This is a genomic window from Paenibacillus sp. 4624, assembly GCF_050435065.1.
Lineage (GTDB): Bacteria > Bacillota > Bacilli > Paenibacillales > Paenibacillaceae > Paenibacillus > Paenibacillus amylolyticus_D.
In genome coordinates this window covers 233,060-247,941 of the sequence record NZ_JBNDJR010000003.1, presented here as the reverse complement: position 1 = coordinate 247,941, position 14,882 = coordinate 233,060, and the positions used below count along the sequence as shown (strand labels likewise).

General features: G+C 43.8%; 6 protein-coding genes. 4 read left to right on the top strand and 2 right to left on the bottom strand.

What is annotated here, in order from left to right:
* Positions 1-20: 20 nt before the first annotated feature.
* The 4 genes from ABIE27_RS08755 (at position 21) to ABIE27_RS08740 (ending at position 4,531) form a co-directional block, all read left to right on the top strand.
* Entirely contained in the window at positions 21-1,229 is a 1,209-nt protein-coding gene (locus ABIE27_RS08755) for an MFS transporter (RefSeq protein ID WP_123065779.1), read from the top strand.
* A 108-nt stretch (positions 1,230-1,337) separates the two neighbouring features.
* Positions 1,338-2,576, top strand: coding sequence for an aspartate aminotransferase family protein (locus tag ABIE27_RS08750; protein WP_123065780.1), 1,239 nt, complete (start codon positions 1,338-1,340; stop codon positions 2,574-2,576).
* Positions 2,577-2,652: 76 nt separating this feature from the next.
* On the top strand, positions 2,653-3,690 hold the full coding sequence (locus tag ABIE27_RS08745; RefSeq protein ID WP_123065781.1) for a zinc-dependent alcohol dehydrogenase: 1,038 nt from the start codon (positions 2,653-2,655) through the stop codon (positions 3,688-3,690).
* Positions 3,691-3,775: 85 nt separating this feature from the next.
* Positions 3,776-4,531, top strand: coding sequence for an HAD family hydrolase (locus ABIE27_RS08740; protein ID WP_123065782.1), 756 nt, complete (start codon positions 3,776-3,778; stop codon positions 4,529-4,531).
* Between the two features lie 169 nt (positions 4,532-4,700).
* On the opposite strand, the gene ABIE27_RS08735 is transcribed toward ABIE27_RS08740, so the two are convergent.
* Together ABIE27_RS08735 and ABIE27_RS08730 are read right to left on the bottom strand one after the other, a co-directional pair.
* Complete coding sequence (locus ABIE27_RS08735) at positions 4,701-4,883, bottom strand: YjfB family protein (protein WP_123065783.1); 183 nt, start codon at positions 4,881-4,883, stop codon at positions 4,701-4,703.
* 155 nt (positions 4,884-5,038) lie between these two features.
* Positions 5,039-14,863: an amino acid adenylation domain-containing protein gene (locus ABIE27_RS08730; protein WP_429350341.1), complete on the bottom strand. Its 9,825-nt coding sequence runs from the start codon at positions 14,861-14,863 to the stop codon at positions 5,039-5,041.
* Positions 14,864-14,882: the final 19 nt, after the last annotated feature.

Below are 14,882 nucleotides of genomic sequence, written 5' to 3'. Positions count from 1 at the left end.
CCACTTAGGAGGTAGACAGTTTGAGGAGAATATTTGTTTTAAGCTGCGGTTTCTATCTGTTGATCGGTATAACCAGCGTTGTACTCGGCGCGCTTCTGCCTGTTTTACTGCCTCATTATGAACGCGGCTACAGTGACGGAGGCTTTTTATTATTTTTGCAGTTTCTCGGATTCCTTGTCGGTGTCATTGTTTCTCCCTCCTTGACAGCCAAAATCGGTCGAAAATGGATGCTTACCCTCGCGTTGCTCTGTATTATTGCCGCTTATTTGGTGCTCGGATGGTTGCCTTCGTGGAACGTCCTGCTTCTGTTGACCATTATTGTGGGTTTTGGCTCGGGTATCATTGAACCTTCCGTTGGTGCCTTCACGATTGAATTTACAGAAAATCAGAAAGCAGTCGCCATGTCCAAACTGGATGTATTTTTCGCCCTGGGCGCACTTCTCATCCCCGCGGCAGCTGCTCTGTTCATCTGGCTGGGCCAGTGGCATTTGACGTTCTTCACGGTTGCTGCATGCGCGCTCATCCTCATGGTCCCTTGGGTCACCATGCCTCGTACTGCTGCACAATACCTCGAACAGGCTGGCGAAAACACGATACAACAGGGAACAAGCAAAACCAGTTATTCCAAAAAACATCTAGGGTTGCTCTCCCTCTTCGTTGTCTTTTTCTTTGTTTATATGGGACTGGAGCTTGGATTGATGAATTTCCTGCCCTCCATTCTGGTAGAACGTCTAGAACTGAAAGAATCTATCGCTTCCCTAAGTGTATCTATTCTGTGGATTGCCATGATTGTAGGTCGCCTTTTCTCTGGCAAAATCGCTGAAGCCGTCAATTATATGCCCTTCTTGATCTGGAGCACGATAGGCACCCTTCTGTTTACGGTTTCCATGGTATTCGTGTCCGGCCAATGGGTAACGTATGGGCTAATCTTTGGAACAGGATTATTTATGTCGGGTTTATTCTGTATCGCACTCGTTTATGCAAATGTGCTGATTCCCGGCATGACGGAGAGGACAACGAGTATATTGATTGCCTCCGGCGGTATTGGCGGTGCAACATTACAGTACCTCACCGGTTGGAGTATGAGCGCATGGCCGATCGTCGGCACTATCATGATTTTAGCCGGATTTTGTTTGCTTTTATTGCTGACATTGATCCTCTCCCACCTGTGGAACACTCGAAATGAATCGTTGAACTCTACATTCCCACAACAAACCAAAGAAATATAACTTGTAAGGCTCACTCACTTCAACACTTGAAAGGAGGGATGCCCAACCTATCCGGTATGAATCATATTGTTCACCTAGCTAGTACACTAAACTATTGGAGGAATCCGAATGCAAACTTTAACCAATAACCGCTTTACAGTCGGAAAAGGGATTAAGTTGATTGACGATTCAGGTGTGGAATATCTAGATGGCGTCTCGGGTACGTTTAATCTGTCTTTGGGATACAATCATCCACATGTTGTCAATAAAATTCAGGAACAAGTCGGCAATCTTACACATATGTCCTCCTCCTTCACCGAACCTTACGTCAATGAAGTACTGGAACACTTGATTGAGTATGCTCCGAACAATATCGATGCCGGATGGATGCGGGATATTACCGGGTCTACAGCCAATGAGTGTGCGACTAAAATTGCCCAGAAATATACAGGATCAACGGATATTATCAGCCTGTACCTTTCTCACCATGGACAGACCCAATTTGCAACGGGCATCTCAGGTAATGCCTTTAGACGCAAGCGTTTCCCTAACTCGTCAGCCCCCAATGCGGTTCATGTACCCGCACCATATTGTTATCGTTGTCCGTTCAAAAGCGAAAGTAGCGAGTGCGGATATCAATGTGTTGAAGCGATATCTGATGCTATTGAGTATGCCAGCTCAGGCTCGGTTGCTTGTATGATCATTGAGCCCATTCTCGGAAATGGCGGTAACATCGTTCCACCACTAGGATATTTTAAGCGCCTTCGCCAACTATGTGATGAGAACAATATGCTTCTCATTGCCGATGAAGTCCAAACGGGTGTTGGACGAACGGGTACGATGTTTGCTAGCGAATTATTTGATATCAAGCCCGATATGATCACACTTGCCAAAGGCCTTGGCGGTATCGGCGTACCTGTAGCTGCAGTTCTGATGCAATCTCGATTGAATGTACTGGAAAAACATGAGCATTCTTTCACCTCAGGCAGTAATCTCATCTCGATCACCGCTGCCAAGTCCACACTGGAAGTGGTCTCAGAACCGGGATTTCTGGATGCGGTCAAGCGAAAAGGAATTTTGCTTGGGGGACTGCTACAGGAACTCGCTTTGAAATATCCTAGCATCGGTGAAGCCCGCGGAGTGGGACTCATGTGGGGACTCGAAATCGTAGGTGATCAAAATGAGCCAGATACTCCAAAAACTAACGCAATCATCGACCGCGCTTTTGATGATCAACATTTGATTCTGCGCAGTTCGCGGTACGGCTTCGGGAACGTCGTTAAAGTACGCCCTTCTCTGACAACGACCGAAGACGAACTGGTTGAGATTGTTGACCGATTGGATTCTGTGCTTGCCAGCGTTCATTAATTATCGGAAGTGTTATGGAGAAAATGACATATGGACTGAATTTATGTAGTTTCTAAAAATTTAAGGAGGTTCTATCATGCTTGCATTAGTATATAAATCCGCATGGGATGTCGCTCTTGAGGAACGACCTGTTCCCGAAATTACCAGAGATAATCAGGTGCTTGTACGTATACGGGCAACCGGGGTCTGCGGAACAGATTTAGGCATTGTTAGCGGAAAATATCATGCGATTCCTTCCGTCATTCTTGGACATGAATCCGCAGGTGAAGTGATTGCTGTCGGCTCCGCCGTCACGACACTGCAACCAGGAGATCGTGTCGTAATCGATCCTACGTATTACTGCGGTCAATGCGAGATGTGCAGAACAGGCAGACAGAACCACTGTACTCACAAATCCGTGACGGAAACGGGAGTAAGTGCAGACGGTACGTTCACAGATTATTACGTCACAGAAGATCGCTTTTTATACAAATTAAAAGATCATGTAAGCTATGAAGAAGCAACATTAACCGAGCCACTAAGCTGCATGCTGACAGGCATTAACCAGATTCATTTGTTGCCGAATTTCAGAACGATTATTCTTGGTGCCGGACCCATTGGCATCCTGTACAGCTACGCACTCGCTTCCAAAGGCGTAACAGGAAGTCTTGTCGACATCTCGGAAGAACGTTTAGCGATCGCAGGCTCCATTGCACCAGACCGCTGGCAAGTTCATGCTTCCTTTGAGCAAGCGATCGCAGACATTGCCCCTGCAACCGGACAAGTCGATATGATTGTGGATACCACTGGTGTTGTAGGCACTCAAGTACTGTCACAGCTCGCCAGTGGCGGCTATTTGATGCTGGTTGGCTTACGGGATGGGAATACGTCCTTTAACCCGAAGGAAGTTGTGGATCGCAGCCTGAAAATTATCGGCTCTATTGACTCCCTTGGAACGTTTGCCACCGCACATTATATGATCGAACAACAGATAATTCCTGCCAAAAAAATTATAACCCATTCCTTTCCGCTGGAAGATTATGAAGAAGCGTTCCGCACACTTGGATGTGATATACAGGGACGCACCCTACAGGCCTCATCTCACGCCATCAAGGTTGTGCTGCAATCCAATTAATTCGTTTTTCGCAGCTTGCTGGAATGCTGAACAAAAAGCGGTTACACTAAAACATATGGGACTTCATTCAGAGGAGGAATGCAGCATGACAGCAGATCAGGTGGCTGGACATCCGGACAGGAATCAAATAGAGGATGAACATCGTCACGTTTCAATTCAAGGGGTCATCTTTGATATGGATGGCGTTCTCATTGATAGTGAGCCGATTTATTTTGAGATAGAACGGAGTTCATTTGATCATTTTGGGGCAGCTGTGACGGTGGAAGAACATCATTCTTTTGTCGGTGTCACGCTAGAATCCATGTGGCAACAAGTCATCGACAAATATCAGGTTAAGGCGCCGCTGGAAGAGATTCTTGCGTATCATCAGCAGCATGTCATGGAACAGATGTTAGCTCATGCCGAACTAGTTGCTTTGCCTGGGGTAGAACGGTGGATTCAATGGTTGCATGAACAGCAAATCCCTATTGCCGTTGCCTCTTCATCCCCCCGGGCACTTATTGATCTAATTATGGAGAAAACGGGATTAGGGTCATACTTTGAAGTTCGCATGACTGGAGAAGAGGTTGAACATGGTAAGCCTGCACCGGATATTTTCCTCGCAGCTGCTGAACGGATCGGTATTTCACCCGTAAACTGCCTCGTTATTGAGGATTCACGCAACGGAGTTCAAGCTGCCAAAAGTGCAGGCATGCGTTGCGTCGGCTATCATAATCCGGGATCGGGCAATCAGAATCTGTCCAGAGCAGATGTGCAAATTTCCAGTTATGATGAGCTATGGACATTGAAGGATACGCTACCTTTTGAGAGCGTTGCACCGGACTTACCAAGATCAATCTAATATCATAATATCTATACTGAAAACTTGCATATTAACAAACACGAAATAAAATTGAATAGCGCAAAACAAACACGAAGCAGCTCAATTCCAATGAATTGAAGCTGCTTCGCGTTTTGCTTGCTGCATGTTTTGTAAAGCATAATAAACTTAAAATGCCGTCGGAACTAGCTTAACCCGAAATATCCAGACTTCTGCCCAGATTGGGGTGGGGAGCCGGCGTTGACTTTAACAACTCGTTCATCTGCTGACCCTGCTGCTCTGCCATATCTTTGGTCATCGACATGACTTTTAGACTTGCCGCCTGTGCCATCGAAGCTTGACTCATTGCCATTGACATTGCTGCGATATCCATGTGATCTCTCCTTCCTTATCTTCGCATGTAATCGTACTCATTATATATCGGTCAGAAGGGAAGCCATTGTTAAAAACCCGGTAAACATATCAACAGAAAGAACAGCCCAAACAGCTGTTAATCACTGAAAACAGTTGTTTGGGTTGTTACATAAATTAATAACTTTCCGATGTAATCAAGTCAAGATCGTCGATATGAACCTCAGGGTTCGTCACCACTTGTTGAATGATAGAAACAAAGTGTTTTTGAATTTGTTCAACCGTAGCGATGTCATATAGCTTAGCATTGTACATTAATATGATTTTCATTTGCTCATGGGGTTTAATAATTAAAGTAAAATCGAAACTATTGTGTTCCGTTCCCCCAACATTCGAGATTTCAAGCGGCATTTCACCTATTTTGCCCAAATCCTCCAGTCGATCCTGTACCGGAAAATTTTGATACACGACCACATGGCTAATCAAGGCTTGTTTTTGCTTAGTCAAATTTTGAATATCATATAACGAGTACGTATCATACGCATGTGAATCCACAGCTTGTACTTGGGTCCTTTTCATCAGTGTGATAAAGGATTCTTCGCCCTCAGCCCGAATACGAACAGGAATGGCATTAATAAATAGTCCAATCATGCTTTCAATCCCAGGAATAACTGGTGGTCTGCCCGATACAACACTGCCAAATACGACATCTTTACTTTCATTATATTGCTGCAGTAATACGCCCCACGCGGTTTGCATAAATGTATGCACCGTCACCTGTTGTTGCTCCGCGATTTGTTTCATTCTCTGAACCAGTGCCTCATCCAAATGACAGTTTAGCGTTCTGGAATCCTGTCTTTCATGCTGCGGTTTAGTTTTCCCTCCAGGTAATCTGGTTTGTCCCTCATAACCTTCTAGGTACCGACTCCAGTAGGTTATCGCTCCTTCATTGTCCTGCTGCTCCAACCATTCGATGAATTCACTATAGGGTGTTAACAGGCTCATTTCAGGTTTTCGATTTTCCCGAATCGCAAAATAATTTTCGAAAATCTCTTTGCTGATCAGAGACATACACCAGCCATCCATCAAAATATGATGAAAACTCCAAATGACATGATAATTTTCTGGGGCTGTTCGTATAACAGACATCCGTATTAACGAATCTTTTTGCAAGTCGAATCCTCTAGCCTGATCCTGCTTGATGTGTTGCTCGATATACGTTTTACGCTGCGATTCGCTTATGCCTGTTATATCCTCAACTTTAAATTCAAATTTCTTCTCTTGATAAACAATTTGAAGGGGAATGTCCAGCATTCCAGTGTAAAAATTAGTTCTTAATATCGCATGTTTTTGCATGATTTGATCCAGGCTTTGTGCAAAAGAGGCAATATCCAAATCTCCGGCCATATCAAACAAGATTTGTACAAAGTACGCACCCGAAACGGGATTCCGCTCACTTTCGTACAGCATTTCCTTTTGCAAAGGGGTAAGTGGATACACATTCTCAATTTGACCGATACTTCGGGTATACTCAACCATTTGATTCCATTGCTCTATCGTCAATCCCTTAAGTGAAAGATCACTTGGGGTAAGCTCCCTTTGTTCTTTAGTGATGCAATGCTCGATTACTTTACGAAGGTTTTCCTTATAAGAATAGGCCAGCTGCTCCATCGTTTCTCGTTGATATTGTTTCTGACTATAATTGATGGACAGTGACAACTCCCCTTCTACAACGATACTGTTGATATTAAGCACAAACGGTCTCTTGTTATTTTCACTAACGGAAGGTCCACTGGAATAGGTCGAAAATTGAATACCAGCCTGGTCCGAATCCTGGTTTATTTGACCCATATAATTAAAACTGATTTCGGGATTTTGCTCTAATTGGTCTTCTTCAATCCATGCTGACAAGTACCTTAAGATCCCGTAACCGATCCCTTTACTCGGGACCTGGCGCAGTCTTTCCTTGACAGACTTGATTCTTTTGGATATGTCAGCTCCCGTTTCCATCGTAATCATGACTGGATACATGCTCGTAAACCATCCCACGGTACGTGTAATATCCAGCTCTGGAACAATATCCTCCCTGCCGTGCCCTTCCAGGTTCACGACCACTTTATCCATGCCTGTCCAATCATGAACCGCCATTCCCAAAGCCGTTAGCAAAATGTCATTAATCTCCGTATTGTACGCACGATGGGTCTGTTTTAATAACTGCTCCGTTTCCTCTGCCGTCCAATGCAAGGTAATCGTTTCGCTGTCTTTTCCAATGCTTTCTTTACAATCCATATCTTTAGGCAACGGAGTTCGCTCGACTTGATCCACAGAACACCAGTAAGCATATTCCTGCTTCATCACAGGCTGAACAGCAAAGGCGGATAACTCTTCTGCCCATTGTTTAAACGACGTCGTTTTTGGAGGCAGGCAGATTTCTTCCCCTCTGAGGAACTGATCATACCCCGTTTGAATATCTTCATACAAAATACGCCATGATACCCCATCAATCACCAGATGATGAATGGCAAAGAGCAAATGATCCCCTTCAGCGCATTGAAACAAGCCGAGTTTTATCAATGGACCGTGAGACAGATCCAAGCTGCTCTGGATTTCTTTTGCTTTCATTTCAATCAAGGGTGCCGGATCAGTTTCATTCTTCAGATCGAAGATATGCAAACTGTATAATCCCTCTTCTTCAGTTCCACGGTTCCACGCTTGATATCCGCCCTCTGGTACTTGACGATAAACGATGCGAAGGGCATCATGCTGCTTGACGATTTTGTTCATGATGCTGTGAATGAAGCCGATATCGAACCCATCTTTGCGGAAGAACATCATTTCCTGGTTGTAATGATGTGCGTCCACCATGTTTTGATCAAAGAACCAGCGCTGAACGGGTGTCAGTCTGACTTCCCCTGTCACTTCCCCTTGATCATAAGAAGTGTTCACAGAGGTGACGTGTTCACTTAATTGGGATACGACCGGATAGGTGAAAAAATGCTTCATTTCCACTTTATAGCCTGACTGAAGCAATCGTGACGCCACTTGAATACATTTGATTGAATCTCCCCCGAGCTCAAAGAAATGATCTGATCTGCTGATTCTCTGAACACCAAGCACGGCTTCCCAGGCGGAGATAATTGCTTGTTCTACTGGGCTCTGCGGTGCCTCATATTCGGCTATCTGATCTACATGTTTTTGGGGTAAAGGTAATGCCTTCCGGTCAACCTTACCATTGGAAGTTAACGGAATATGATCTACATGAACAAAATAAGACGGGATCATGTAATCCGGGATTTCATGAGCTAATGCTGATCTAATCTCCTTGGCTGACAATGCACTGCTACCTTTCCAATAAGCACATAATTGCTTGGATCCGTCCTCCTGTTCATGGGCGATTACAACCGCTTCTTGGATCGTTTCTATTTTTAAAATAGCGGTCTCCACTTCTCCCAGTTCAATTCGATAACCCCGAATTTTCACCTGCTGATCGATCCGTCCCAAATATTCAATATTTCCATCTTCCAGCCATCTGGCTGCATCTCCAGTTCGGTACATCTTTCCTTCAGTGATCGAGGCATGTTCTACGAATTTCTCTGCTGTCAACTCAGGGCGATTCAGATATCCCCTGGCCAGTCCCTCTCCTGCGACATATAACTCTCCCGGAGCACCAATCGGCTGCAGCTGTTGATGCGTGTTCAATATATAGGTCTGCAGTGTCGGGATCGGTTTACCAATGTTGCTTTTTCCAGCCTGTATCTCAATTTCAGTAATTTCCTTATAGGTCACATGAACGGTGGTTTCCGTTATGCCATACATATTGATTAACTGAATAGATGGATATTTCTCTCTCCAGTTTTTTAATAAAGCCGGATTGAGAGCTTCCCCTCCAAAAATCACTTTTCTTACATTCAGCCTTTCTTCTTGACTTGTTAACTCCTCCTGAAGGAGATGGTAGAAATACGTTGGCGTTTGATTCAAAATGGTTACTTGCTCATCTCTTAACAATTGTAAAAATTGCTGCGGACTTCTAGCTGTCATTTGGGGGACGATAACCAGTTTGCCTCCATAGAGCAAGGCACCGTACATTTCCCATACGGAGAAATCAAAGCAAAAAGAGTGGAACAGCGTCCATGTATCTGATGATTTAAAATCAAATCTATTTTGACTGTTAAATAACAATCGAACCACATTTTTATGTTCAATGCATGTGCCTTTGGGTCTCCCTGTTGTTCCCGAAGTATAGATTACGTAGGCCAGCCCTGTTCGGTACACGTTTACTCCCAAGTTGGAATCATCTTCATGGTAAACATCTAAATCGTCGAGGCAGATGCTTTCTCCTGTAAAAGAGATACGTTCCTGTACATGCCGCTGCAGCAACAATACATGTACATCCGAATCTTCAAGCATGTAATTCACACGTTCCTCTGGATATTCCGGATCAATCGGTACATACGCACCGCCAGCTTTCAAAATCGCAAGCATTCCCACGACCATGTCTAACGATCGTTCAGCGATAATTCCAATTAACTGATCTTGTTGAATCCCTTTAGCATGCAGTGCTCTTGCCAATTGATTGGCTTTTCTGTTCAGTTCATGATAGGTAAGCTGTTGACCTTCGAACACAACCGCGACGTGTTCAGGAGTTCGTTCTACCTGTTCTTCAAACAGTCCATGAATCGTTTTGTCCATAGGGTATGTGGCCTTCGTGTCATTAAAAGATTCCAATATCTGCACTTTCTCCTGTGCTGTCATCAGGTCTATATCATCGATGGGGACATATGGATTCAGGGCGACCTGCTCTAACAGTTGAATCAAGTGCCCTTGGATCCGTTCTATGCTTGCGCGATCATAGACATTGGCATTGTAGTAGAACATACATTTCATTTCTTTGCCCGGTTTGATAATCAGGTTAAAATCATAATTGGTTTGTTCATCTGCTTCTACATTCGTAATGCGAAGAACTGTCTGCTCTTGATCCCCAAACTGTTCAGTAATGCCTTGTACCGGATAATTCTCAAACACGAGAATGTGATCAATCAAATTTTGCTTTTGCTTGGTTTCCGCTTGAATCTCGTATAATGGATACGTTTCATGCGGATGCGAAGCGACAGCTTGCTCCTGAATCCGTTTCATCATTGCCGCGAATGTTTCGTTTCCTTGCGTTTGAATTCGCACAGGGATCGTATTAATGAATAGGCCGATCATACGTTCAACACCAGCAATCCCTGCGGGTCTGCCTGATACCACACTCCCAAATACGACATCCGCACTGTTGTTGTATTTCTGCAGCAACATTCCCCAAGCCGTCTGCATCAGCGTGTTCAGCGTTACCTGATTCTGACTTGCAACCTGTGTGATGCGTTCAGTTAATTCCTGACTTAGTGGGCAAATTAGATTTTCGGATTGATATTCGCTGCTTTTTCGAAGGTTATGCTCTTTTGGCAAAGCGGTCTGCTCCTCATAGCCTTCCAAGTAGTCACTCCAGTATTTCAGTGATGCTTTACGATCCTGTTTATCTAGCCATTCAATATAGTGTTTGTAAGGCGCAGCTGTTTGTTGTTCACTTTGCCGTCGTTCCAGGATTGCAAAATAACCATCGAACAGCTCCTGGATCACAAGAGAAAGACACCAGCCATCCATTAAAATATGATGATAATTCCAAATGAAACGATAGGTTTGATCATCCGTCTGCAAAATCGATATCCGCATCAACACATCCTTGGACAAATCAAAACCTTTATTTTTATCTTTTCGAATATAAGCTGCCACGTATGCGTCACGATCTTCTTCCTTCATTTCTCGCAAATCTTCATATAGAATCCCATTTGGTTTATGACGGTAAACCACTTGTAGGGGACCGTGTTTCCATCGGCTATGAAAATTCGTTCTGAGAATCGAATTCCGCTCGATCAGTTGATCCAAACTTTTCGCAAATGCTTTCACGTCTAACAACCCATGAAGATCCAGCGTCGTTTGAAGCACATAAGCTTCCGAATTCGAATGAAGTAAATCATGAAATAACATTCCATTTTGCATCGGAGACAGCGCATATATGTCTTCAACTTCACCCATGAGTTCAGCTTCGCGAACCAGACCTTCCAACTCTTCAATGGTCATGCCTTTCAAAGATAGATCACTTGGTGTCAATTCCGGCTTCTCTTTGCTCAAGCAGTGTTTTATTAATTGTTGCATATGATTTTTGAAATAGGCCGCCACTCGTTCCATCGTTTCTTTGTGATACTGTGTGCGGCTGTACTTCAAGGACAATGACAACTTTCCTTCCATAATCAAAGCATTTACATCAATAAGAACATTTCTTCTATGATTCTCGCTTGCTGTAGCTCCGTCTGAATAAGGTGACATTTGCATCCCGCTATGTTGAAGGTCCTGATCGAATTGTCCCAAATAGTTGAAGCTAATTTCAGGATTCAAGGTAAATGGAGTCTCTTTCCGGTGTATACTTAAATATCTTAAAATCCCGTATCCAATCCCTTTTTTAGGGATATTGCGAAGGACCTCTTTGTTTGTTCTAATAAGCAGAGATATATTGGAATGTTCTTTCATGTTAAGCACAACGGGGTATTGGCTTGTAAACCATCCGACCGTTCTTGTAATATCAAGATCCGGAATAATAGATTCTCTGCCATGTCCCTCTAGATTCACAAGAACTTGATCACTGCCCGTCCATTGATAAATCGACATACCTAATGCAGTAAGCAAGAGATCGGCAATCTCCGTATTATACGCACGATTTGCATGTTTCAATAGCTGTACTGTTTCCGCTGCCGTCCATTCCAGCGTTAGTTCTTCGCTGTCTTTTTCCAGGGCATCGTTCGTTCTGAAATCGGTCGGTAATGGCGTAAAGGAGGCTTGTTCCATTTCTCTCCAGTAGTCCAATTCCTGTTTCATAACTTCGCTGTCCGCATACAACTGCAGCTGCTCCGCCCATAATTGAAACGATGCCGTTTTCTGTGGTAGCTGCATCGGTTTTTCAAGCATGAATTGTTCATAGCTCTTTGATATGTCTTCAATCAGAATTCGCCATGAAACCCCATCGATCACCAAATGATGGATCACAATCAATAGATGATCGCCGTCTGCGCATCGAAATAAACACAACCTCATCAAAGGGCCGCGCTCCAAGCTGAACAACCGTTGCAGTTCATTGGCTTTCTTCGCGATTTGATGAGATGGATCTGCTAACGACGTGAAATCCATCATTTCAAACGTATAGAATGATTTTTGTGAGTCCAGCCCTTGATTCCACGGCTCATAACCTTGTTCTTTGTAATGATACTCCATGCGTAGTGCATCATGATGCTCAATCATTTTATCGAACACGTGGCGAAGGGGGGTCTCGTGAAAACCTTCTTGCCGATATAGCATAATGGACTGATTATAGTGATGGGGATCCACCTTGTACTGCTCAAAAAACCAATGTTGGATAGGCGTCAGTGACACTTTGCCCGTAACGGTTCCCTGCTCTGATGTTGTGCTCACGGGCTGAACATGCGGAATCAGGCTTGCAATGGTTGGGTTCTTAAACAGATGTTCCATCTGTACCTGATAACCGGCCTGATATAACCTCGACGAAACTTGAATGGATTTAATCGAATCGCCGCCCAGCTCGAAAAAATTATCCCGGAGTCCAATGTTTTGTACCCCCAGCACACTTTCCCAGATAGATACCAGCTGTTGTTCCATGATGGTACGCGGCGCTTCGTATTGCATTCCCTTCAGCATATGTTCTTTGGGAGAAGGCAGTGCTTTGCGATCCACCTTTCCATTGGACGTAAGCGGCATCTGATCCAGCTGTACAAAATAGGATGGAATCATGTAGCTTGGCAAATGCCAAGCTAACTCTTCCCGTAGCTCCGCAATGGTCATTACTTCTGCTCCTACGAAATAGCCACATAATTGCTTTGTTCCCGCTTCATCTTCAATAGCGATCACGATAGCCTCTTGAATCCGGGTTATATTTAAAAGGGCACCCTCCACTTCACCAAGTTCAATCCGGTATCCACGAATTTTCTCTTGATGGTCCATTCTTCCGATATATTCAATATTTCCATCGGGCAGCCATCTTGCAAAGTCACCCGTCTTGTACATCTTCGCTCCAGCTACAAACGGATCATCGACAAACTTCTCTGCCGTCAGGTCAGGGCGATTCAAGTAACCTCTGGCGATCCCCGCTCCCGCTACACATAATTCTCCCTGCACTCCAACAGGCTGCAATTCACGGTGTTCACTTAAAATGTAGACTCTATTGTTCGCAATTGGCTTTCCAATCGAGATATATTGCTCCGTCGAGTTAATCGGAAGAACAGTAGATACCACACTATTTTCAGTCGGGCCATACTCGTTACATACTTCGATCCGTGGATTGATATGTTTCAATCGATGTATTAAAGAAGGCACAATTTTCTCTCCCGCTGCGACTACATTTTTCATCGAAGCCCAATCCGCAGCTTGCGTTTGTTCCAAAAGAGTCATCAAGAAACTCGGCGGGCTTTGAATATGCGTAATTGCCTGTGTTTTGATCATCGAATTGATGGCCACCGCATCTTTACACTGCTGCCCGTTCAATACGTACACGGTTGATCCAGAGATAATCGGGCCAAAAAAGTGAGTAATGAACGAATCAAACACAAAGGGATTCAGCATTAACACCCTGTCGTTTCCGCTAAAATGATAAAAGTCCGATTTCCATTGCAAGGAATTCACAATGCTGGCGTGTTCAATCATGACACCTTTGGGGTTGCCCGTTGTCCCTGACGTGTAGATCATATATGCTAGGTCACTATCACTGGCCGAATACTCCAGATTTAAATGACTGTTACTGCAGTGGGCATCATCTTCGAGAAAGACAGTCGTACCCTCATATGATTCAGGTATTTGGATGTGACTGTGATGCAGCAACCAAGCCGCATTTGAGTCCTCAAGGATAAACTGGATACGATCTGCCGGATATTCTGGATCAATGGGAACGTATGCCCCCCCAGCTTTCAGAACACCCAATAATCCCACAATCATTTCCAGCGATCGTTCTGCCATGATTCCAACGAATTGCCCTGTCTGCAATCCCTTTGCTTGAAGTGTGCGAGCCAATTGATTGGACTGTTGATTTAAATCTTTGTAGGTTAATACACTGCCCTCAAATACGACTGCAGGGTGATCCGGCGTCCGCTCCACCTGTTCTTCAAATAATTGATGCATTAACTTATGCTGTGGATAAGCCACTTTTGTATCGTTATAATCGAACAACAGTTTGTTCCTTTCGGAAACTGACAACAGTTCGACGCGACTTAACTCCAGATCGGGTTGGTTCAATAGAATAGCGAACAATTGATCGAGATGCTCTGCAGCTTGAACCATATAATCTCGATCATAACGCTCTGCGTCATAGGTTAATTTTAATTGAATAGTCTCGTTCTCCAGATCAAACTGAAATATCGTGGCTGCTCTTACGTTATTGTCATCAGAAACCGTTTGAGCTTTCCCTAATGAAACCAATGTATGGATCATAGGTACGTGATTCGAATCGTACTCAATGCTTAAACGTTCAACCATTTTTCTGAAAGAGATTCGTTGATGTTGAACAGCCTCACTGAAACTGACCTTCATTTGATTAAATATAGACTTGAAAGACATCGTATGATCGATATTATTTTTTAAGAGGAGAACCTTATTTGAGAGCGTCAGGTCACTGTTCTTCTCTTCCATCGCTCTCATGCCCATAATTATTTGGGTTTCATTGGTGTATTTATATAAAAGACACTGAACTCCGGATAATAATATCGTGTACATGGCCATTGGGATGTTTCTTGAAATAGATTTGATTTTAGTAGATACTCCGTCTGATAATGGTTTATTAATGTAATTTTGTTGGTTTATATCGTATGTGTGTTTGGAATTGATCTTGCAATAAGGCAAATGAACAAGAACATCATCTTCTTTGAATCGGCTCTCCCAATACAATTCTTGTTTCTTAAATATAGACATACGACACCCCAATCAGAAT